Annotated in this window: 17 protein-coding genes; 8 read left to right on the plus strand and 9 right to left on the minus strand. The window is 34.9% G+C overall.

From position 1 onward, the window contains the following. Positions 1-3: 3 nt before the first annotated feature. From KCG49_RS06050 to KCG49_RS06065, 4 genes are all read left to right on the plus strand, one after another. Positions 4-441: a hypothetical protein gene (locus tag KCG49_RS06050; protein ID WP_218545306.1), complete on the plus strand. Its 438-nt coding sequence runs from the start codon at positions 4-6 to the stop codon at positions 439-441. A 6-nt stretch (positions 442-447) separates the two neighbouring features. Beyond that, positions 448-1,083, plus strand: a complete 636-nt coding sequence (locus KCG49_RS06055) for an ExbD/TolR family protein (protein ID WP_218545307.1) — start codon at positions 448-450, stop codon at positions 1,081-1,083. A gap of 11 nt (positions 1,084-1,094) precedes the next feature. Next, positions 1,095-1,559 (plus strand): ExbD/TolR family protein, encoded by a 465-nt coding sequence (locus KCG49_RS06060; protein WP_218545308.1) that lies wholly within the window; start codon positions 1,095-1,097, stop codon positions 1,557-1,559. A gap of 97 nt (positions 1,560-1,656) precedes the next feature. Then, entirely contained in the window at positions 1,657-2,355 is a 699-nt protein-coding gene (locus KCG49_RS06065; RefSeq protein WP_218545309.1) for a porin family protein, read from the plus strand. Here the strand turns inward: KCG49_RS06065 and KCG49_RS16425 are convergent. From KCG49_RS16425 to KCG49_RS06105, 8 genes are all read right to left on the minus strand, one after another. Then, positions 2,350-2,595 (minus strand): hypothetical protein, encoded by a 246-nt coding sequence (locus tag KCG49_RS16425; RefSeq protein ID WP_256259894.1) that lies wholly within the window; start codon positions 2,593-2,595, stop codon positions 2,350-2,352. The two genes, KCG49_RS06065 and KCG49_RS16425, sit on opposite strands and share 6 nt — an antisense overlap. 378 nt (positions 2,596-2,973) lie before the next feature. Next, positions 2,974-4,437, minus strand: a complete 1,464-nt coding sequence (gene rpoN / locus KCG49_RS06075; protein WP_218545311.1) for an RNA polymerase factor sigma-54 — start codon at positions 4,435-4,437, stop codon at positions 2,974-2,976. A 79-nt stretch (positions 4,438-4,516) separates the two neighbouring features. Next, entirely contained in the window at positions 4,517-5,950 is a 1,434-nt protein-coding gene (asnS, locus tag KCG49_RS06080; protein ID WP_218545312.1) for an asparagine--tRNA ligase, read from the minus strand. 34 nt (positions 5,951-5,984) lie between these two features. After that, positions 5,985-8,396: an efflux RND transporter permease subunit gene (locus KCG49_RS06085; RefSeq protein ID WP_218545313.1), complete on the minus strand. Its 2,412-nt coding sequence runs from the start codon at positions 8,394-8,396 to the stop codon at positions 5,985-5,987. Positions 8,397-8,528: 132 nt separating this feature from the next. Then, positions 8,529-9,809 carry a DUF5686 family C-terminal domain-containing protein gene (locus KCG49_RS06090; protein WP_218545314.1) on the minus strand — a complete coding sequence of 427 codons (1,281 nt, stop codon included), beginning with the start codon at positions 9,807-9,809 and terminating at the stop codon, positions 8,529-8,531. 66 nt (positions 9,810-9,875) lie between these two features. Beyond that, positions 9,876-10,427, minus strand: a complete 552-nt coding sequence (frr, locus tag KCG49_RS06095) for a ribosome recycling factor (protein ID WP_256259895.1) — start codon at positions 10,425-10,427, stop codon at positions 9,876-9,878. Positions 10,428-10,473: 46 nt separating this feature from the next. Next, on the minus strand, positions 10,474-11,181 hold the full coding sequence (gene pyrH, locus KCG49_RS06100; protein ID WP_218545315.1) for a UMP kinase: 708 nt from the start codon (positions 11,179-11,181) through the stop codon (positions 10,474-10,476). A 208-nt stretch (positions 11,182-11,389) separates the two neighbouring features. Continuing rightward, complete coding sequence (locus KCG49_RS06105; protein WP_218545316.1) at positions 11,390-12,193, minus strand: THC0290_0291 family protein; 804 nt, start codon at positions 12,191-12,193, stop codon at positions 11,390-11,392. Between the two features lie 224 nt (positions 12,194-12,417). Between KCG49_RS06105 and gdhA the strand changes: the two genes are divergently transcribed. The 4 genes from gdhA to KCG49_RS06125 all read left to right on the plus strand — a co-directional run bounded on the left by gdhA (position 12,418) and on the right by KCG49_RS06125 (position 19,447). Beyond that, positions 12,418-13,761 (plus strand): NADP-specific glutamate dehydrogenase, encoded by a 1,344-nt coding sequence (gene gdhA / locus KCG49_RS06110; protein WP_218545317.1) that lies wholly within the window; start codon positions 12,418-12,420, stop codon positions 13,759-13,761. Between the two features lie 123 nt (positions 13,762-13,884). Next, positions 13,885-16,263 (plus strand): type IX secretion system anionic LPS delivery protein PorZ, encoded by a 2,379-nt coding sequence (gene porZ, locus KCG49_RS06115; protein WP_218545318.1) that lies wholly within the window; start codon positions 13,885-13,887, stop codon positions 16,261-16,263. Between the two features lie 2 nt (positions 16,264-16,265). After that, positions 16,266-16,985 (plus strand): DNA repair protein RecO, encoded by a 720-nt coding sequence (gene recO, locus KCG49_RS06120; RefSeq protein WP_218545319.1) that lies wholly within the window; start codon positions 16,266-16,268, stop codon positions 16,983-16,985. Positions 16,986-17,017: 32 nt separating this feature from the next. After that, positions 17,018-19,447: a TonB-dependent receptor plug domain-containing protein gene (locus KCG49_RS06125; RefSeq protein WP_218545320.1), complete on the plus strand. Its 2,430-nt coding sequence runs from the start codon at positions 17,018-17,020 to the stop codon at positions 19,445-19,447. A 12-nt stretch (positions 19,448-19,459) separates the two neighbouring features. Here KCG49_RS06125 and KCG49_RS06130 read toward each other — a convergent pair whose 3' ends face one another. Beyond that, positions 19,460-23,062 (minus strand): RemA C-terminal-like gliding motility protein, encoded by a 3,603-nt coding sequence (locus KCG49_RS06130; RefSeq protein ID WP_218545321.1) that lies wholly within the window; start codon positions 23,060-23,062, stop codon positions 19,460-19,462. Positions 23,063-23,150 lie beyond the last annotated feature (88 nt).

Genomic DNA, 23,150 nt, shown 5'->3' on the forward strand with positions numbered 1-23,150 from the left:
ATTATGCACAAAATATTAAAAATCATAGCTGCTTTAATCGGGCTTGCTGGTATTGTCTTTTTGGTCAGAATTGTTGCGGCTGGAGATGATGCTATCAAATCTGGTGAAGAAGCAGGACTTGTTGACCCAATGGCTTGGGCGGCATATATTATTTTAGGGCTAACTTTATTGTTTGTAGTATTTTTTGTTTTGAAAAATCTATTTACAAATACTTCAGGTCTTAAAAACACGTTAATAGGAGTAGGTGCCTTTGTTGCAGTTTTAATCATATCTTATTTAACTGCTGGTGGTGACCCAATAACCTATAAATTGCAAGAAGGAGTTGCAACGAGCTCACAATCTCAAATGGTAGGTGCTGGTTTAACGGCATTTTATATTTTGATTGTCATAGCAGCATTAGCAATGATATTCTCAGGAGTTAAAAAAATAATTAATAAATAACATAGTATGGCAAAACGATCGGCACCAGAAGTAAATGCAGGTTCAATGGCTGACATTGCCTTCTTATTACTTATCTTTTTCTTGGTAACAACAACTATAGAAAAAGACAAAGGATTATTAAGGAGTTTGCCGCCTATTGACGATTCCCAGGTTGAGCCACCGATTATAAAGAAGAAAAATTTATTCACTGTACTTATAAACCGAAATAACCAATTGCTAGTAGAAGATGAGCAAATGGAATTAAAGGATTTAAGACAAGCAGCTATAGAATTTCTTGATAACGGTGGTGGTACAAATGCCGCAGGTAAAAGTTGCGATTACTGCCAAGGGAAGCGTCTAGACGATTCGTCGGATCATCCAGATAAGGCTATTATCTCTATGAAACATGATAGAGAAACGTCTTATGAACAATATATGGATGTTCAAAACGAATTAGTTGCAGCCTATAATTTTTTGAGAGAAAGAGAAGCAACAAGGTTGTACAAGCAGTATTACCCTAATGCTGACAAGGTGTTTACGGCTATGTTAGAGGAGAAAGAAAAGAATCAATTTAGTAAGGACGAAGTGCTTAATGAACGTATCGAAAACATTAAGACATTGTATCCGATGAAATTGTCTGAAGCAGAACCAGATAAAAATTAAAAGTAACAATTATGTCAAAATTTAAAAAAGGAAAACAAGGAGACTTACCGGCAATTTCGACGGCATCCTTACCTGATATTGTATTTATGTTGCTTTTCTTTTTCATGGTGGCAACCGTTATGAGAGATAGCACATTGATGATTGAAAATAATTTACCTAGTGCGGATCAGGTTGAGAAGCTTAAAAAGGACAGAACGACCTACATCTATGCTGGAAAGCCAAGTACGCAATATAAACATCTAGGTGATGAACCTAGAATTCAGTTTAATGATGCATTTATTGGCGTTGAAGATGTAAGATCTTCTGTACTCCAAGCGCAGGCAGATATGGTTGAAGAACTGAAAAGTAAAATTGTTATTGGACTTAAGGTAGATAAAAATACACATGCCGGCTTAGTTTCAGATATTAAGCAAGAGTTACGTAAAGCAAATACGCTTAAGGTTATGTATATCGCAAACGCAAGAGCCGAAGAATAATCAAAATCTTAATTTTATAAAAAACGTCTTGAGTAATCAGGGCGTTTTTTTATTGCATATCAACAAAGTTGAAATAAAGATTTTGTAGATTTATCTTATGAAGTATAACATATTGCTTGTAATGGTTTGCGTAAGTTTTTTTGGGTTGGCCCAAGATAGTAAAAACATCGATAAATCCGAGTTATATAAAAACTATAGAGAAGACCAGTTTTATATTTCAGCGACCTACAATTTACTAGCCAACAAGCCAAACGGTGTTAGTCAGAGTGGGTTTTCGTCTGGATTTCATTTTGGTTTTATAAGAGATATGCCAATTAATAAGAGAAGGAACGTCTCACTAGGTTTGGGAATAGGTCTATCCACAAACTCTTACAACCAAAACATATCAATTTTAGAAATTGACAATGAATTTGTTTACAATACGATCGATGAGAGCGAAATCAATGTATCAAAAAACAAGTTTACGACCTATTTGATAGAAGTACCTTTTGAGTTCAGGTGGCGAACATCTACTGCTACAGATTACAGCTTTTGGCGCATCTATTCAGGATTTAAAGTTGGCTATCTGTTTTATAATTCCTCTAAGTTTAAAAGTAACGTCGGTGACGAAAAACTATCTAATATAGACGATTTTAATAAAATTCAATATGGTCTAACATTAAGTGTTGGCTATGGCACTTGGAATTTCCATGTGTATTACGGACTAAATCCAATCTTTGATGATAACGCTCAACTAGATGGTGAGGCGATTGATATGAAATCCTTTAAGCTAGGATTAATGTTCTACATTCTATAACCAATAGTTTGAAAAAATAAGTTGAGGGAACAACCCAACAAATACACCAATGATCAATTCTTGATTAGTGTGCGCTTTTAAGTGCAAACGTGATGTGGCTATAGCACCAAGAATTATCATCATTAAAGCAATGGTACCATTTATATTTATTTGGTAGTGTATACCAATAGCAACTGCAAACATAAAGAAGCCAGAAGCAGCTATCATATGGATACTTGCCTTTACTTTAAAAACTGCCATTATAAAGCAGGCTAATGTAGAACACAAAATACCTAAGAAGAAGTAATATAGTTCAACAATCTCATTTGGAGTTAAGACCCGTAAAAGAATGAGACTAATAATAATACAGTTAACAAGCAATGGAATCAATCTTTCTTTGGTGCTTTTCAAATAAATGGTTTGTACCTTATTTATAGTTTTTAATAAAAAAAACAAAAGAATAGGTAAAATGATTGTAAGGATTATAATTGAAAATATTTTGGCATTTCTTATGGGTTCTGGTATAAAACGGGGAGTCTTTGAAAAGTAGAACAGTACACCAAGAAGCGGCATTATCAAAGGATGAAAAACAAACGATATACTTTTTAGAATAAAATTTTTCATCCAAATTTTATAGGTTTATAATTCTTTTCTTAAACGTGCTACAGGAATATCTAGTTGTTCTCTGTATTTTGCAACTGTTCGTCTGGCAATAGGGTAACCCTTTTCTTTTAAGATTTTAGAAAGAGCTTCGTCAGTAAGTGGTTTCTTTTTGTTTTCCTCCTCTATTACAGTCTCAAGAATTTTCTTAATCTCCCTCGTTGACACTTCTTCTCCCTGGTCGTTAGTCATAGATTCAGAGAAAAATTCCTTTATAAGTTTAGTGCCATATGGTGTATCTACATATTTACTATTGGCAACACGCGAAATCGTTGAGACGTCCATTTCAATTTCGTCAGCGATATCCTTTAAAATCATCGGTCGTAGCTTACGTTCATCACCAGTTAAAAAATAGTCTTTCTGATAGTTCATAATAGAACTCATCGTCACAAAAAGAGTTTGTTGGCGTTGTCTCACAGCCTCAATAAACCATTTTGCAGCATCAAGTTTTTGTTTAATGAACATGACCGCATCTTTTTGGGCTTTAGACTTTTCTTTGCTGTCTTTATAACCTTTAAGCATATTGTTGTACTCTCTCGATACATGAAGCTCTGGTGCGTTTCTACCATTAAGCGTCAACTCAAGTTCTCCATCAACAATTTTTATGGCAAAGTCTGGTACGATGTGCTCAACAATTTTATTATTTCCAGCATAAGAGCCACCTGGTTTTGGATTTAAGCGTTCTATTTCCTCAATGGCATCTTTAAGCTGCTCTTCATTAATGTTGAATTTTTTCATCAACTTTTTGTAATGCTTTTTGGTAAACTGTTCAAAAGCTTTATCTATTATAGCAATTGCTAATTCTACATCTGGATTTTGCTCTTTTCTATGCAATTGAATGCTCAAACATTCTTGAAGATTTCTAGCTGCAACTCCAGCAGGATCTAGCTGATGTACAATTTGAAGCACTTTTTCCACCTCTTCTTCTGTAGTATACACATTCTGTGTAAACGCCAAATCATCTGTGATATCAGATAGAGAACGACGTATATAACCACTTTCATCAACACTTCCTACAAGAAAATATGCGATTTCCTCTTCCTGGTCAGATAATCTAAATGTGTTTAATTGATTGATTAAATGTTGGGTAAATGATGTTCCAGCAGCATAAGGCACACTTTTTTCGTCATCGTCAGCGCTGTAATTATTGGTTTGAGTTCTATATTCTGGTATTTCATCATCACTTAGATACTCATCAATATTAATATCGTCGGTATCAATGGTATCGTTATCATTTATATCATCACTCGTATTATCGAACTCGTCAAAATTATCTTCGTTAGTTTCCTCCTTACCAGTATCTAAAGCTGGGTTTTCCTCAAGTTCTTGTTTTAATCGCTGCTCAAAAGCCTGTGTAGGTAACTGAATCAGCTTCATCAGTTGAATCTGCTGAGGTGATAGCTTTTGTGATAGCTTAAATTGTAAATATTGTTTTAGGGCCATTTTATAATTTCTGAATAGATATAAAAATACTAAAAAAAACCTGTTAGGTTTCTAAAACCTTACAGGTTTAATATTTAGTTTAAAACTCAGCGTTTTGAGGTGTACGTGGATAGGGGATTACATCTCTAATGTTACCCATTCCGGTGGTAAACATTACCAAACGTTCAAAACCTAATCCAAATCCTGAATGCACAGCAGTTCCGTATTTGCGCAAATCTAAATACCACCACAACTCTTCTTCGGGTATGTCTAAGGCTACCATTTTTTCTTTCAATACATCCAAACGTTCCTCACGTTGCGAGCCACCAACCATTTCACCTATACCAGGGAATAGAATATCCATGGCTCTTACGGTTTTTCCATCTTCATTTAAGCGCATGTAAAAGGCTTTGATATTTGCCGGATAATCAAATAATATTACAGGGCATTTAAAATGTTTTTCGACCAAAAAGCGCTCGTGCTCAGATTGTAAGTCTGCTCCCCATTCTTCAATAATATAGTTGAATTTCTTTTTTTTATTAGGTTTACTGTTTCTAAGAATCTCAATAGCTTCTGTATAGCTTACGCGCTTAAAATTGTTATCGACCACAAACTTAATTTTATCAATTAAATTCATAGGACTACGCTGCGCTTGTGGCAATTTTTTTTCTTCCTCTTGCAAACGCTTGTCCAAAAACTCAAGGTCTTCTCTGTTGTGCTTCAAAACATAACTTAACACAGACTTCATAAAATCCTCTGCTAAATCCATGTTACCAGCTAAGTCCATAAAAGCGACTTCTGGTTCAATCATCCAGAATTCTGCTAAATGCCGTGATGTATTCGAATTTTCTGCTCTAAATGTTGGGCCAAATGTATAAACCTTTCCTAGAGACATGGCATAGGTTTCAGCTTCCAATTGACCAGATACGGTTAAATTGGTTTCCTTTCCAAAGAAATCTTGTTTATAATCTATCTCGCCATCCTCGTTTAATGGTGGGTTTTTGGGATCTAATCCTGTGACTCTAAACATCTCTCCAGCACCTTCTGCATCACTACCCGTTATAATTGGTGTATGCATATAATAGAATCCATTGTCATTAAAGTACTTATGAATAGCAAAAGACAACGACGAGCGTAGACGCATCACTGCGCTAAATGTATTTGTTCTGGTGCGTAAGTGAGCGTTTTCTCTTAAGAACTCGAATGTATGTTTTTTAGGTTGAATTGGATAAGCTTCTGGGTCTGAATCTCCATGAATCTCTATGGATTTTACCTGTATCTCAACGGATTGTCCTTTACCTTGACTTTCCACCAATTCTCCCATAACTTCTATAGCTGCACCAGTGGTGATGCGCTTTAAAAGGGCTTCTTCAAAATTTTCAAAATCTACAACACACTGAATATTATTTATGGTCGAGCCATCATTTAATGCTATAAAACGATTTGCTCTAAACGTTCTTACCCATCCTTTTACGGTAACATCTTGTAGTTTTACGTCTTCAGATAATAATTCTGCTACGGATTTTGTTGTCATTTTTTAGTTATTTTGAAATGCTAAGATAAATTTTTTATTCTTCGTTTTCTGAGTCGATTTCGGCATCATCATCTTCCGATGGAATAATATCGATTGTGGGTTTACGCAATACTTCTTTATTTGCGATATTTCGTTCTAGCGACAAGAGTAATGACGGCAATAAGAGTAAGTTAGAAAGCATAGCAAATAACAATGTTATAGATACTAATGCTCCTAAAGCTACAGTGCCACCAAAACTTGATATAGTAAATACCGAGAACCCAAAGAACAATACTATGGATGTATAAAACATACTGACACCGGTTTCTCTAAGTGCAGCGTAAACCGATTTTCTAATTTTCCAATGGTTGGCCTGTAACTCTTGTCTGTATTTTGCCAAAAAATGAATGGTATCATCAACCGAAATACCAAAAGCTATACTAAACACCAATATGGTTGATGGTTTTATTGGCACACCAACATAACCCATTAAACCTGCAGTGACCAGCAGTGGTAATAGGTTGGGAATAAGCGATACAATAATCATTCTGAAGGAACGGAACAAGTACGCCATAAATAGCGAAATAAGAAAAATGGCAAGTGTTAACGAAATAACAAGGTTTCTTACCAGGTATTTTGTTCCTTTTTGAAATACCAAAGCTTTACCCGTCATGGTAACTTGGTAACGTTCTTTAGGGAAAACCTTATCAATTTTATGCTGAAGATTCTCTTGAATACGCTCCATCTTAGCCGTGCCTATATCTTTCATAAACGTAGTAATACGTGCATACTGACCTGTACTGTCTACAAAGTTTTTGAGTAAATCTATATCAGAGGATGAGTTTTTGGCATAAGATAAAATAAAACTGTTTTCTTGACTTGTCGGTAACTGATAGTATTTAGGATTACCGTTATAATAAGCTTGTTTACTGTATTTCACCAAACTTACCACGGAAATAGGTTTAGACAATTCTGGTGTTTCTTCTATAAGGGTTTCCAGCTCATTGATGCGTTTTAAGGTTGCTAATTTCATAACTCCTTTTTTACGCTTGGTGTCTACCATGATTTCTAATGGCATAATACCATTAAATTCATCTTCAAAAAAACGAATATCCTTAAAAAACTGCTTGTCTTTTGGCATGTCTTCAATTAAACTTCCTGAGATTTTAATCTGGTTCATGCCAATCATACTGCCAATAATAAGTATAAGCGCAGTGACGTAAATAGTAATTTTCTTATGTTTTACCATGCGCTCCATCCAGTCGACAAAACCGCCAATCCACCGTTTATTGAGATGTTCTAAATGACGTTTTTTTGGATATGGTAAAAACGTATACATTATAGGAATAATAAGCAGGCATAAGATGAAAATAGCCAAGATGCTTAATGAGGCTACGATACCAAATTCTTTTAATAATTTACTCTCGGTTAAGATAAACGTTGCAAAACCTGAAGCTGTGGTAACATTAGTCATCAAAGTAGCATTACCTACTTTGGTAATAACACGTTGTAGTGATTTTACCTTATTACCATGCGATCTTACCTCGTGCTGGTATTTATTGATTAGAAAAATACAATTAGGTATACCAATGACGATTATTAAAGGCGGAATCAATGCTGTGAGCACTGTGATTTCGTAACCCAATAGACCTAAAATTCCAAAAGTCCACATAACGCCAACGCATACTACAATTAACGAAATGAAGGTGGCTCTAAAGGATCTGAAAAATAAAAAGAAAATCAATGAGGTCACCAATAATGCTGCACCTATAAAGAGCCCAATTTCATCTACAATATTTTGAGAATTTAAGGTTCTAATATATGGCATGCCAGAAACTCTAACGTCTAATCCGGTTTCAGTTTCGAAAGTATTGATTTTTACTTCTAAATCTTCAATTATAAAGTCTTTACGGGCAGAGGTGTTAACAATATCTTTCTTTAAATAAATAGCAGTACGAATAGTTTTTGTTTCTGCATTAAACAGAAAATTATCGTAAAAAGGATATTTTTCAAACAACTCATTTTGTAGTGTGTTGATCTGTTTAATACTAGAAATAGAATCTTTTATAAAAGGCTCTAAGTCGAATTGCTCTTTTTTGGTGTTTTTCACCAATTTTTGAAGATCTTTTATTGATAAAACTGTTTCAACTTCATCATAAGCTTTAAAAGATTCTGCAAGATTGTTCCATGCATTGAGCTGTTTTACTGAGAATAGAGTTGAATCTTTTACGCCAAGTACAATGAGGTTACCTTCTTCACCAAAGACCTTGAGAAAATCATTGTAAACCACGTTGACTTCGTGGTCGTCAGGTAACATATTAGCTTCGGTGTAGGTAAAGCGCATATGTTTCCATTGCATACTAAAAAACACAGTTGCCAAAACTATGGCAATAAGTATAAAGATTTTATTGCGAAGAATAACCCTTGCAATAGCCTCCCAAAATCCTGTGGTAAATAGTTTAAGCATTATATAGCAATAACCCCAAAGCTAAATCCTGAGGTATTAATTAAAATTCAAATCTCTTTCAGCGACAAACAAGGCGCAAAGGTAGAAAAAACCTAAGGAATTGCTAAAGAATTAACAGGAATATAATAGTGGTTATAATGATATATTAAAGGTAAACTTAAAAGCAATATTATCTTCTAATTCTGGCAAATGGTAAGCACCATAACGGTAAGCAAAACTTAATCCAAAGCCTAAGAGCAATTTATTGATTTCAAAACCAGATTCCGAGTAGAGTTTATCCAGTGTATTAAAGCCTATACCTTCATGTCGGTCTATGCTATTCATATCACCAATGGCATACCTTGAGATGAGTACTAATTGTGGTTTAAAGCGTTCAGAAATATTAAAAGGTCTCAAATAGTGTTTTAACTGTAGTGTTGAAAACTTATCACTAAAAAATTCATTAAAATACATGGTTTCAAAGCTATTGAGACCTGCTACAGAGAACCGCTGAAGAATGGTTTCTTTGGTAATATTATTGGGGTAGGCATGGTACAAATGAGTTAATGGTGCATCACCACCAGCTATACCCGCGGCTAAGGTAATATTGGTTACGGCATTATTATTATGATTAAATTGTTGAATGGTTCTAAAATCTAACTTTGAAAAATTAAAATCCCCATTTAAAACAGATTTAAAGCTTTGTGTTAATTGCAAGGTAAACTTTGGAAAACCTTCCTTGGTCGTTTTTATATTATCTTCGGAAATCTCAAATTGGTTAAACGGACTCCATTGCAGGCTTACTCTTGCTGTGCTAATATCAAAACTACTATAACTCTTATCATCTAAAATAAAATTATAAAAGTAAGTTGGATTAATGTTGCTAATGGCTATCTGCGTTTCTGATAACAGATTGTTTGAGAAGCGATGTTCTAAAGAAACAGATTTTGTTATGTGGCGATGAAACAAATCAATATTTAAAAGACGAGGTTCAAAAAAGGTGAAAAAGCGCTTATCGGTTAAAAAAGTTGAGCTTCCTGTTTCTTGTAAATCGTCTGTGTAGGTTAGGTTAACCCAAGTATTGTGCGCTTTGTTGACCCTAAAACCTCCCCCAGCACTAAATTTTATACGCTTGTCGGTAAATCCGTAAACAACATAACCGTTGAGTCTATAACGGTCGGAAAATAGCTTATTGGTTACTCCACCTAGACCGGTTCTAAGACCTTCATATTGATTAAATTTTATTAGATATCGTAAATCGGCATCAAAATAATTGAAAGGTAAAAACCCATTACCTAACTGCTTTAAGAACTCAGTTTTTTTAATTGAGTCTTGTTCTTTTTTAATAGAATCTTTTTCTTTTGTAATGGGATTTTGTGCAAAGCCACTTGTTGCAAATAACATAATAAAAACAACAAATAAATGCTTTGGCATATATGTACTAAGTTAAAAAAAACATCCCAAATAAATTTTGGGATGTTTTATGCTTTTTATTTTTGACTAGACGGTCATAATCTCTCTTTCCTTGTTATCTAGAATGCCATCTATTTGTTTAACGTAAGAATCAGTGAGTTCTTGTACATCGATCTCTGCATTCTTTTGCAAATCTTCAGAAACATCAGATTTTTTGATGTCGTTCATGGCATCTTTACGTGCATTACGTACACCAATTTTTGCATCTTCAGCTTCAGATTTAGCTTGCTTTGCTAAATCTTTACGACGCTCTTCAGTTAGTGGTGGAACATTAATGATAATCATTTCTCCATTGTTCATAGGATTAAAACCTAAATTAGCGAGCATAATACCACGCTCAATTTCCTGTAGCATACTTTTTTCCCAAGGTTGAACGGATATGGTTCTACCATCTGGTGTATTTACGTTGGCTACTTGGTTTAGTGGAGTTTGGGATCCATAATAATCAACCATAACACTTCCTAGCATTGCCGGACTTGCCTTACCAGCCCTAATATTAACCAGTTGTTTTTCAAGATGCTTTATGGCAGCATCCATGGCTTCTTTTGCAGTGTCTATTATAAATTTAATTTCGTCCATAATTTTTAAAACTTTAATTGAGGATCATCAAAGGTTGTACCAAGTCTTAAAGAATAACCTCTGTACCTATATTTTCTCCGGAAACCACCTTAAGCAAGTTTCCTTTTTTATTCATATCAAATACTATAATTGGTAGTTTGTTTTCTTGACTTAAAGTAAAGGCCGTTGTATCCATAACCTTTAAACCTTTACGTAAAACATCATCAAATGTAATATGATCAAACTTTACCGCTGTGCTGTCCTTTTCAGGATCTGCTGTATAGATGCCATCTACACGCGTTCCTTTTAAAATCACATCAGCTTCAATTTCTATAGCACGCAAAACTGCAGCAGAATCAGTTGTAAAATAAGGATTCCCCGTTCCGCCACCAAAAATCACTACACGCCCCTTATTTAAATGACTCATGGCTTTACGTCTTATAAAAGGCTCAGCGACTTCGTTGATTTTAATTGCAGTTTGCAAACGTGTTTTAACGTCAGCATCTTCAAGTGCATTTTGTAAAGCTAATCCGTTTATAACGGTTGCCAACATTCCCATATGATCTCCTTGAACACGATCCATGCCATTCATAGCACCTGCAACACCTCTAAAGATATTGCCACCACCTATGACAATGGCAACCTGTACACCTAAATCCGTAATCTCTTTAATATCTTTTGCGTATTCTGCCAAACGCACTGGGTCAATGCCGTATTGCCTGTTTCCCATTAAAGCTTCCCCTGATAATTTTAGCAGTATTCTTTTGTATTTCATGTTTTGATTGAAAATTAAGCAAAACTACATATTTTTATTTTTAATAGTATAAATTACATAGTACAATTTTTGATAGTTATCCCACTATTATTTGCCCGATAAATTTGAAATTTAAAAAGTGAAAGAATTGACAGCCCGATTTATGAAGATGTAACTTTAATGCTGCTGAATAGAATTAGAAAGGGATTACATTAAATTGTAAAAGTAATTAATCTAAGTAGTAGATATAACCGAAGTTGAGCCATAAATTCCAATCATTATTTTTATTTGAAGGTAATTTATGATTTAGGCCATCTACAAAATCATCAAAGTAATATTGCCATCTTAACTCAACAAATAAATCGGAAAGTATGGTAAGTTTATAGCGTGTACCAATACTTGCAACAACAGACCAGGTAGAACCGGATTCATCACTTACAAAGGGATCACCCCCAGCAACATCACTCCAACCACTGTAAAAATTATTGTTATCTAATATATTGCCATTGCCATAAGTGGTCTCAACTGAAGGATTGAAAGCAACATAATGTGCACCCAGAGCAGCAAAAGGGGCAAAAGAATAGGCACCAGCGGAAAAAGCTCTAATACTTCTGGGGAAATACTCTAGTTGCATGCCAATATCCCAATTTTGGGATTCACCAGAATGACGCCTTAATCGTTCAGCATTTTCACTGGTTCTAGAGTCATCTACCCATTCTCCAAAGTGGTTTAAGGTGGTTTTATTCCATGATATTTCACTTCTTAGTTTAAAGTGATCATTAAAATAAGTATCGGTAGAGTAACAATTACAATCTGCACGATATGCAAAGTTTATATAATGCACAATACCTAATGCAACACCGGTATTTCCTGCATTGGTTTCAAAATCTTTTCTTACTCCAAAATCAGACTGAAACGCAACTGCACCAACAAATGCACCGATTTCGTGAGAAAAGCCCAGCTGTGCTGAGACGCTTTGCATTGAAAGCAAAATAGCTAACAAAAGGAACAGCTTTTTAATAGGTAATGCCATATAACTTCAAATATAATTGAAATAGTTATCGAACAAATATATAAAAACTCGACGAACTACAAAGTAAAACAGACAAAATGCACACTTCCTATAAGAATAGAGGATTTTTTTGTAATTCTGAAATATTGAAAAAATTATTGAGAATATAAAAAAAATTAAGGCTTATTTTTACAGATAATGTATCTTTGCAACCATTAAATCACAATTTCTTAACAATTTTTTATATGAAAGATAAAATTGAAGCATTTTTAGATCTTGTAAAGGAACGCAATGGGCACGAACCAGAGTTTTTACAAGCAGTCCAGGAAGTAGCGGAGACAGTTATTCCTTATATAGCTAAGCACGATATTTACAATGGGAAAAACATTTTATTGAGAATGGTAGAACCAGAACGACTGATTTCCTTTAGAGTTAGTTGGGTAGATGATGCTGGCGAGATACAGGTTAACAGAGGGTATAGAATACAAATGAATTCTGCAATAGGTCCTTACAAAGGAGGATTACGTTTTCACCCTACCGTAAATGCAAGTATCCTTAAATTTTTGGCGTTTGAGCAAGTTTTTAAAAACAGCTTAACTACATTGCCTATGGGCGGTGGTAAAGGGGGTTCTGATTTTGATCCAAAAGGAAAGTCAGATAATGAAATTATGCGTTTCTGTCATGCCTTTATGACCGAACTTTTCAGACACATTGGCCATAATACAGATGTGCCAGCAGGAGATATTGGTGTTGGTGCAAGAGAAATAGGCTTCATGTTTGGGATGTATAAAAAATTGAAAAATACGTTTACAGGTGTACTTACTGGAAAAGGCCAATCTTGGGGCGGATCTTTAATTAGACCTGAAGCAACAGGATATGGTAACGTATATTTTGCTGAGAACATGTTAAAAACTAAAAATGACTCTTTTAATGGGAAAAGGATTGTTATTTCTGGTTCGGGCAATGTTGCGCAGTTTGCAGCAGAAAAGGCTATTGAGCTTGGAGCAACAGTATTGACACTTTCTGACTCTGGAGGATACATTATAGATGAAGATGGTATTGACACCGAAAAGCTAGAATTTGTTATGGACCTTAAAAATGTAAAGCGAGGTCGTATTAGTGAATATGTTGATAAGTATCCCAATGCTAAGTTTGTCAAAGGAGAACGACCATGGTCTGTGAAATGCGATATTGCATTGCCATGCGCAACACAAAATGAATTAAATGGTGATGAGGCAAAACAATTAGTGGATAATGGCTGTATTTGTGTCTCTGAAGGAGCTAATATGCCTTCAACACCAGAGGCTATTCACGAGTTTCAAAAAGCAAAAATTTTATTTGCTCCAGGAAAAGCTTCTAACGCAGGTGGTGTAGCAACATCTGGTCTAGAAATGAGCCAGAATTCATTACGTCTCAGTTGGACGAGAGAAGAAGTGGATGAAAAGTTGAAAGGTATAATGGAGGATATCCACGACTCATGTGTAGAATATGGAAAAAACGATGATGGATCTGTAGATTACATCAGAGGGGCAAATATTGCTGGTTTTGTAAAAGTAGCAGATGCAATGTTGGCACAAGGCGTGGTATAATATATAAAATGTATATTTTTAAAAAAGCTTTCATTGTACATGAAAGCTTTTTTTATGACTTAGTATATGATTACCTATATATTATCGTTACTATTAAATATATTTGAGCAAACGAATTTTATAATGCAAAGAGCTGTCCTTAAAATCTTTATTTTGTGTTTGTCCGTTAATGTTTATGCACAAGACTTTTCAGCACTATGGCAATCACATTATTCTTATAGCGATATAGTTGATGTTGTTAACGGCGATAACAAGATTTATGCAGCTGCACAAAATGCTATTTTTGAATACGATACTTTAACACAAGAACTAAATACTATTACCACCGTTCAAGGTTTGTCGGGTGAGCAGATAACTACTATATTATATAGTGATTTTTATCAATATTTACTCATTGGTTACGAAACTGGATTGATAGAAGTCTATTCCGAAACTGATGAAGATGTCCTTGCGGTTGTTGATATTTTGGAGAAAGAAAATATTACACCTGTAAATAAACGTATTAATCATTTTTACGAACATGAAGGTTTGGTATACATTTCCACAGATTTTGGTATTTCTGTTTATGATTTAGAACGTTTAGAATTTGGGGATACCTATTTTTTAGGTGATGGAGGCTCTCAAATTACCGTAAAGCAGGTTTCTATTTTAAATGATGAAATTTATGCAGCTTGTTTAAATAATAATGGCATTAAAAAAGGAAATATAAACAATCCTAACCTAATTGACTTTTCGCAATGGCAGACGGTAATTACTGGTAATTACAACACGATGAATACCGTAAACAATAAGTTGTATTCTGTAAGGTCAAATAGGGTTCTTTATGAAATAGATGGTACGTTATTAAATACTTTGTTTACATTTCCTATACTGCCTGTAGACACAGAGGTCTCAAACTCTAATTTAGTTGTGTCAACAACAAATACAGTTTATGTTTATGACACTAATATTCAATTGATTAATAGCTTTCAGCCTAATGAAGAATTTGATACCAGTTTTACTTCTGCAACTCAATTGGGAGACTTTGTTTATATAGGTTCAAGAGACTTTGGAGTTTTAAGAAGCTCAATTAACGACAATACATTTTACACAGAAATAAAGCCAAATGGGCCTTTGTTTAATGAAACCTTTAGGATAAATGCAGAAAGTGAAACGGTTTGGGCAAGTTTTGGGGATTATTCCCAATCCCTAAATCCTTCTCCAGTTAGAAATAGAGGTTTGAGCTACTTTAGAGATGAAATTTGGGAAAATATACCTTTTGATAGTGTTTTGGGCGCACGAAATCTCTCTGAAATCTCAACCAATCCGTTTAATCCAAACCAAGTTTTTATAAGTTCGTTTCAAGATGGGATTTTAGAAATTAATGATCTAACTCCTACAATTTTATATAATCAAAACAATAGTGGTTTAGAATCTTTAGTAATACCAAACAATCCAAATGCAATTAGTATAAGAGTTTCTGCTTCTACTTTTGATGATAACGGTGTGCTGTGGTCATTAACATCACGTGCACCCAATCCATTAAAATCGTATGACCCCAATACTGGTAATTGGGAAGGTTATGACTTTTCGGCTATTATAGAAAATGCTCTTACAGATGAGTTTGGTTTCTTTGATATAGATATAGATAATAATGGTACAAAATGGATTGGTGGTTACTCTAACGGATTGTATGCTTATAACGAAAATATCTCAGATAATCCGTTAAGAAACATAGAATCAGAGGAGCAAAACCTTCCTTTTCCCAGAGTAACATCTTTAGAGGTCGATAATAGAAACCAACTTTGGATAGGCACCTTTTCTGGCTTACGTGTGCTATTTAACACCTCTGGTTTTTATGATGACCCAAATCCAACATTAAGTTCAATTATAGTTTTAGAGGATGGTATCCCCCAAGAATTGTTAGAGGGCCAATCCATAACTGATATTGAGGCAGATGGCTCTAATAATAAATGGGTCGGTACAGTGGACTCAGGAGTATTTTATTTTTCACCAGATGGGCAAAGAACCATATACCATTTTACAACCGATAATTCGCCTTTGCCTTCTAATCGAATTAATGATATCTCTGTGGACCCTAATAATGGAATAGTGTATATAGCAACCATAAAAGGATTGTTATCCTTTAGGGCAGGAGGCTCTAAGCCAGAAGAAACTTTGGAAAACGCATTCGTATATCCAAACCCAGTACGCCCAGAATATGATCTGCTTGGTTTTAATGATCTTAATGATATTAATAAAGGTATTAAAGTTAGTGGTCTTACAGAAAATGTAAATATTAAGATTACTGATATAGAAGGTAATTTAGTCGCCGAGGCGCAATCTAATGTTAACTTAAGATCCTCCAGTGCCAATTATAATTTTGCAATTGATGGAGGTACTGCTGTTTGGAATGGTAGAAACCTAGCCAACTCGGTAGTAAGAACAGGTGTATATTTAGTAATGATTTCAGATTTAGACTCGTTTGAAACCAAGGTTCTCAAGGTGCTTATAGTTAGGTAAACATGCTTACAAAAAATAATGGCATTGTTCTTTCAAAAATAAAATATAAAGATTACGATCTTATTGTAAAGTGCTACACGCAGCAGCGTGGTGTGGTGAGTTATATATTAAGAGGGGTTTTAAAGTCTAAAAAAGGTCAAACTAAAACGGTATATTTTCAAGCGCTATCCCAACTTCAAATAGAGGAAAGCTATAGACCAAATCAATCACTTCATTCTATAAGAGAAGTAAAGCCAAACTATATTTACAAAAGTCTTCATACTAACATTTATAAGAGTGCTATTGTTTTATTTTTATCCGAAATTTTATCGAATGTATTAAAAGAAGAGGAGAAAAATACGGGTTTATTCGACTATATGAGGACAGCATTACAGTATCTTGATAATGAGGAGCAATATGCAAATTTTCACTTGCTTTTTCTGTTGAAATTAACACGCTATTTAGGGTTTCAACCAGAAAACATCAACAAAGATTACCCTTATTTTAATTTAGAATCCGGAACTTTTGAAGCATTAGCAAATGGGGTTTATTCAGTTTCAGGGGAAAATTTAACACTGTTAAAACGCTTGTTGGGCATAAATTTTGATAGTTTAAATACTATAAAAATAAATGCAAAACAAAGACAAGAGTTTTTAAATATGTTATTGTATTATTTTGAATTACATTTGGGGGGTTTTAAAAAACCCAAATCATTACAAGTGCTAAATGATGTATTTCATTAGGCAAAATTTATGCTGAGATTTAATGAAGATGTATGTGCTTAAAAGTGAAATGTAATATCATTTTTAGTGGAGTATTGTTTCTTTTTATACATGTAGCGTTTTCACAGACCATTACAGTATTAGAAGCGGGTACGGATGAACCCATTCCTGGAGTAGCGCTTTACAATTTGAAGAAGACCAAATATGTAATTACAGATATAGATGGAAAGGCACAATTAAACACTTTTAACGATCGTGAAGTCATATATTTTCAGAACCTCTTATATGAAAAAGCACAATTTAGAAAACTCGAAATAGCTGAAAAAAACTATATTGTTTATTTAACTTTTAAAGTTGAAAGCTTAAACCAAATTGTAATCTCAGCATCTAAATTTGAGCAAAATAAACGCGACATCCCCCAGACCATTGTAAGTCTTAATGCTAAAGAAATTGCACTGGCCAATCCGCAGACCAGCGCAGATTTACTAGAAAATACAGGTAATATATACATTCAGAAAAGTCAGTTAGGTGGAGGAAGCCCAATGATTAGAGGTTTCTCTACTAATAGACTGCTTATAACAGTAGATGGTGTACGTATGAACAATGCTATTTTTAGAGGTGGAAATCTTCAGAATGTCATATCCATAGACCCATTATCCATTAAAAATACAGAGGTGACTTTAGGTGCTGGCTCAGTAGTCTATGGTAGTGATGCCATTGGAGGCGTAATGAGTTTTTACACCAAAAAGCCACAATTGTCTTATAAAGACGACATGTTTTTTAATGGTAATGCACTAATGAGATACGCAAGTGCTAATAATGAAAAGACAGGGCATTTTGATCTCAATTTGGGCTATAAAAAATGGGCATTTTTAACTAATGTAAGCTATACGGACTTTGATGATTTAAGAATGGGTAGTAATGGTCCAAGTGATTATCTTAGGTCAGAATATGTGATTAGGCAAAATGGCGAAGATGTTATTATTGCTAATTCTGAACCCGAGGTTCAGAAACCAACGGCATACAGCCAAATCAATTTAATGCAAAAGGTGCATTACGGGCCTTCAGATAACTTAAACTTTGATTTAGGTCTGTACTATACGACTACCTCAGATTATCCAAGATATGACAGATTGATAAGACCCAGAGGCGAAACACTGCGTTCTGCAGAATGGGAATATGGTCCGCAACAATGGTTTATGGGAAATATACAAGTAACAAAAACAAGTAGTAATTCTAATTTGTACGATAAAATACAAGCTACAGCTGCTTATCAAAATTTTGTTGAAAGCAGAAGGGTTAGAGAATTACAATCACCATTAAAAGAAGTAAGAGAAGAAAATGTAGATGCTATTTCATTTAATTTAGATTTAGAAAAAAAGATAAGCCCAAAGACATCAATTTTTTATGGTGTGGAGTATTTATATAATACGGTTGGTTCTAAGGCAAAAGAAGAAAATATTGAAACCAATACCGCTATAGCAAACGTAACACGATATCCAAACGGGTCTACATGGCAATCCATGGCTGGCTATGCTAGCTTAAAATATAAACCGAATCCTAAATTTGTTTTTCAATCGGGTTTAAGATATAATCAGGTTATAGCAAATGCAAGTTTTACCGAAAATAATGCATTCTTAAACTTACCTTTTGATGATGCCGAGGTTAATACAGGTGCCTTAACAGGTACTGCTGGTATTACTTGGTCGCCAAGTAAAACCATTCAATGGAAATTAAACGCCTCAACAGCCTTTAGGGCACCAAATATAGATGATATAGGTAAGGTATTTGATTCTGAACCAGGCTCGGTAGTTGTACCGAACCAAAACCTTAAAGCTGAGTATGCCTATGGTGGTGAGCTAGGTTTAAAACTAAATTTTGATGGAAAGGTAATTATCGATTTAGCGACATATTATACCTTCTTGGACAATGCCTTAATCCGAAGAGATTTTGAACTTAATGGTGAAACTGAAATTATGTATGATGGTGAATTAAGTACAGTGCAAGCCATACAAAATGCCTCCAAAGCTTGGATTTATGGTTTTGAAGCTGGGATTGAGGTTAATTTTTCTGAACGTTTAAAATTACGTTCACAATATAACATTATTGGTGGTACTGAGGATAATAATGGAGTAGAAGTCCCCGTAAGACATGTGGCGCCAAATTTTGGAAGAACACATTTTATCTGGAAAAATAACAAGCTACTTTTCGATGCTTTTTTAGTCTATAATAACGAATTGTCATTTAATCAATTGGCGCCATCAGAACTGTCCAAGGATTATCTGTATGCAAAGGACAAAAATGGTAATCCTTATGCCCCGTCTTGGCATACTATAAATTTTAGGACACAATACAATTGGAACGATAAATTTTCGATAACTGCAAGTTTAGAGAATATTACTGATCAACGCTACAGACCTTACTCTTCTGGTATTTCTGCACCTGGTAGAAATTTAATAGTGGCATTAAAATATAGTTTGTAAAACTATAATAAACTACTGCTTAATGGCTTTTTTATTAATTATTTGTCCGTTAGATAGAGTGACTTTAGCAATATATGCAGTACTACTAAGTTGAGATAAATTAAATACCTCTGTAGAGCTATTGCCTTGTAATAAATAAACTTGTCTTCCCAATAAATCTAATATTTCTATTTGGTTAATTGTAAATTGAGAACCGACTTTAAACTTAACATCGCCATCAGTTAGCTCTGTAATTATAAGCTCAGAAGAATCAATAATATTATCGTTTAAAGAAAGTGCTTCGGGTGTAAAAACAATCTCAAAACGTTGGTTGAATTCTCCAGTTTCAGATATAAAGGAATAATCGGATGTGCTCAGTTCGTGGATACTATTATCTAACCTATCAATGAGATAAATAGTATTAGAATTCATAAAGCTACCTTCTCTTTGCGCTATAGATAAGGTGTAAATGGTAGGTTCTTCTATCGCTGTATAAAATCCTAAAGGAATAACTTCATCTAAAGTTAAACTACTTGCATTTTTACCTTGTATGGCAAATTGTTTCTCGTGGTTGTTAATTAAAGAATATATACCAGAATGCACTTCGTTTGAAAGATTTCTGTAAGCATCATAATAAGCTCCATCAAAACCATCAGTAGCACCATCAGTATAGCCTACCAATATTTGACTAAAAATGCCGTTGTCTGAAGTTAGGTTTACCCATAATTTATTATCCAAGTTGGGTTGTGACGCATTTCTAAAAAACTGGTCATTATTAGCCCTAACACGCATGGCATTATTAAAAACAACCAGATCAGCTTCTGTACTTGGGCTAGACATGTTATAAGCAGGTCCGCCATCATCAGACATGGCAACAAAAAATGCTTGCCCAGAAGGGATAAAGCGATTAGGTAGCGTTTCTCCAGTACCTTGTTCTTCTGTTGGTGTTACCGTTCCCAGACCATTTATAACTACATAATCTGAGGCTAAAAAATTAAGACCCTCATTACCGTTATTTGCTGCATCCGGAGGCGAATTGTGAGACCACATATAAACAGCACCTTCAATAGTCCCTGATGCAGATCCATTAGGGTTAGTAGTACTGTAGAAATTTACAGCAAAGAATTCATCTACATCTATAGCTGATGGGTATGGATTTCCGATAAGGTTCCAGTTATTATCATTTCTCTCCAGATCATTTCTGTATATGCTAGGTTCAAGAATACCATTATTAAATAATCCGGAAAACGTATATCTAACACCAGGTCTAGGATCTGGACAACCCGGGCCAGGTGTGCAATTAAACGCTGCAGGATTATGAGTTGCAACATAGCCAATTCCAGGTTCTAAAAACGAAGAATTGTTGATTGTTGATACATCAGTGATTTGCTGCCAATCATTACCGTCGTCATCTATATCATCTTGCCCTTCATTACCTGGACCTGTAGCATTGTTATTACCTACTTCAGCGTATTCATCCAAGTAGTTCTGGGCATTAAACCAGTAGCGTCGATTTGCATTGGAAGGTAAAAGCGCATCACCAATAGTTTCGTTGGCGACTGGGGAACTCCAATAGGTGTATTCGTACCAGTTATTTGCAGGAGCAGTGAGTTTATTTACCGTAAGATCTTCAGGACCATCAGCACTTACCAATCCATTATCATTAATCTGCACAAAAGAGCCTCTAGGTTCAATATTAATACCACCTGCTGTGCTGTTATTAACGACTAAATCATTTTGCACCTCTACATAATCATCATTGTCAATAAACAATGAGGCGTTATCATTGAGTGTTAGATTACAAGCACTAAAACTTTGTTGTAAACCGCCAACAGAAGTGTTAAAATTATCATTTAATACCACATTAGAAGCTAATGATGGTGGTGTGTCTATAGCTGTACCATTATTCCATATCCAGTTGGTGCCGTCCCAAGTGGCAGTACCAATTCTTAATTGTGCGGCATTAGATATTGTACCACATGTGCCATCTTCAGTAACCTCACAATAAAATTGATAATTATCATAGTTGTACAGGCCACCACTTAAAGTTAACGTGGAATTGGTTGCACCTGTAACTGTAGTTAGTGGTAAATTAGTGGCATTAACGATTGACCAAGCGGTGTTTGTACCATCATTAAAGTACCATTGATAAGTTATTGTGCCGCCAGCCGATGCTGTTCCGTTAGATGTAAAAGAAGCAGAAGTTAAACAGCTGCCAATAACATCTGATGGGTCTGTGGCTGATGGATATGTTGTTGTGCTACCTGAGTAATTAAATGTACCTAAGTCCATCGTTTCTGGTGCAGTAGAAGAATCAGGTGTTCCATTATTGCTTTGTGGACTTTCTGTCCAATCTGCAGGATTACTTGTGGCGTTAGGACCGGCTGTATTTGTATTTCTTTGTGCATAATAACCTGCACCAGTTGAGGTAACGATGTAAAAATCAATGATTCCAGAGCTATTTAATAATTCAAAAATATCTGAACCATTAATTCCTGAAGAATTACCATAGTCGAAATCTGGTGTAATTCCCGCAACATTGGCACTTGTAGTTATCCTACCAAATAAGACTTCACCATCATTAATAGTCGGAGTTCCAAAAGTATACTCAGTAAAATTACCAGCTATATAATTAGTGTTATCAGCGTATCTTCTGATAACATAATCTGTTAGGTCTATACTCATTCCAGTGCCGTTATAAACTTCAATATAGCCTAGTGTGCCACCATCATTATCATAAATTTCAGTCATTATTAAGTCCGATAGGTTACCAGAACAACCGCCAGAAGTATCAATAACTGTGAATGGCGATACCGAAGTTAAAGTACAACCTGCTTCGGTTATAACAATATCACCTGTTGTTGCTAATGTTGGCACTTCTGCTAATAAAGTGTCTATGATGCCATCGGCATCTGTATCTAAATAAATGATATTTGTAGACGCTGTACCATTAAAATCCACTGAAGTAGTATTGGAAAAATCATCACCGATAATAGTTACTACAGTACCTATTGGGCCTTCAGTTGGAGCAAAATTTGTTAAGCTATGTGTTGGTGTGCAGGCTAGATTTACAGAACCGTTAACTATAATGTCATTGCCAGTTCCTTCAAAACCTCCAGTACCACCTCCTGCTTCAGCCCAACCATACACTCTGTAAGTCACTGCAGTAGCATTGCCAGTTTGGTTAACTGTAAAAGTAAAAGTCTGTACAGCACCACTGTCTACTATAACTTTTTCAGTATCAATATTAGCTGCATAACCATCTAAAGAGCTTCTTAAAGCTATGCCTCTCGGACCAGTACCAGATCTTTGAAAATTAACATCAATTGTGGTAACATCAAATTCGTAGGTAGCACTTGGCGTAATAGTAAACTCCATGTAATCATCACCAGCTACTGCATTTGCAATACTTGTCGCAGCCCAACCTGTTGCGTTAAATCGATTACCATTTAATCCAGGGTTTAAACCCGCACCTCTACTTATCGTAGACACGTTAAGGTTAGCATCATTAAAATTTGATATAGCTGTTGCTTCATTTCCTGCTAAACCATCAAAATCAAAAGTGATGATTTGCCCATAACCAGACACAACAAAAAACACTAATGCAACGAAGACGAGGGAGTACTTCTTTTTCATAGGGATAAATTAACTAATAGCGCTTACAAAGATATGTCAAAATCATTGCAAATCAGTACTTTGTAAGGTAAGGAATTATTAACAAAAT

The organism is Winogradskyella luteola, from assembly GCF_019203985.1.
GTDB lineage: Bacteria > Bacteroidota > Bacteroidia > Flavobacteriales > Flavobacteriaceae > Winogradskyella > Winogradskyella luteola.

Excerpts from the sequence above, each read along its gene's own strand:
- KCG49_RS06065 (WP_218545309.1), top strand. The coding sequence starts at position 1,657 with ATGAAGTATAACATATTGCTTGTAATGGTTTGCGTAAGTTTTTTTGGG.
- KCG49_RS06085 (WP_218545313.1), bottom strand. The coding sequence starts at position 8,396 with ATGCTTAAACTATTTACCACAGGATTTTGGGAGGCTATTGCAAGGGTT.
- pyrH (WP_218545315.1), bottom strand. The coding sequence starts at position 11,181 with ATGAAATACAAAAGAATACTGCTAAAATTATCAGGGGAAGCTTTAATG.
- KCG49_RS06105 (WP_218545316.1), bottom strand. The coding sequence starts at position 12,193 with ATGGCATTACCTATTAAAAAGCTGTTCCTTTTGTTAGCTATTTTGCTT.
- KCG49_RS06055 (WP_218545307.1), top strand. The coding sequence starts at position 448 with ATGGCAAAACGATCGGCACCAGAAGTAAATGCAGGTTCAATGGCTGAC.
- rpoN (WP_218545311.1), bottom strand. The coding sequence starts at position 4,437 with ATGGCCCTAAAACAATATTTACAATTTAAGCTATCACAAAAGCTATCA.
- frr (WP_256259895.1), bottom strand. The coding sequence starts at position 10,427 with ATGGACGAAATTAAATTTATAATAGACACTGCAAAAGAAGCCATGGAT.
- KCG49_RS06125 (WP_218545320.1), top strand. The coding sequence starts at position 17,018 with ATGTGCTTAAAAGTGAAATGTAATATCATTTTTAGTGGAGTATTGTTT.
- KCG49_RS06060 (WP_218545308.1), top strand. The coding sequence starts at position 1,095 with ATGTCAAAATTTAAAAAAGGAAAACAAGGAGACTTACCGGCAATTTCG.
- KCG49_RS06050 (WP_218545306.1), top strand. The coding sequence starts at position 4 with ATGCACAAAATATTAAAAATCATAGCTGCTTTAATCGGGCTTGCTGGT.
- KCG49_RS06130 (WP_218545321.1), bottom strand. The coding sequence starts at position 23,062 with ATGAAAAAGAAGTACTCCCTCGTCTTCGTTGCATTAGTGTTTTTTGTT.
- porZ (WP_218545318.1), top strand. The coding sequence starts at position 13,885 with ATGCAAAGAGCTGTCCTTAAAATCTTTATTTTGTGTTTGTCCGTTAAT.
- asnS (WP_218545312.1), bottom strand. The coding sequence starts at position 5,950 with ATGACAACAAAATCCGTAGCAGAATTATTATCTGAAGACGTAAAACTA.
- KCG49_RS06090 (WP_218545314.1), bottom strand. The coding sequence starts at position 9,809 with ATGCCAAAGCATTTATTTGTTGTTTTTATTATGTTATTTGCAACAAGT.
- KCG49_RS16425 (WP_256259894.1), bottom strand. The coding sequence starts at position 2,595 with ATGGCAGTTTTTAAAGTAAAGGCAAGTATCCATATGATAGCTGCTTCT.
- recO (WP_218545319.1), top strand. The coding sequence starts at position 16,266 with ATGCTTACAAAAAATAATGGCATTGTTCTTTCAAAAATAAAATATAAA.
- gdhA (WP_218545317.1), top strand. The coding sequence starts at position 12,418 with ATGAAAGATAAAATTGAAGCATTTTTAGATCTTGTAAAGGAACGCAAT.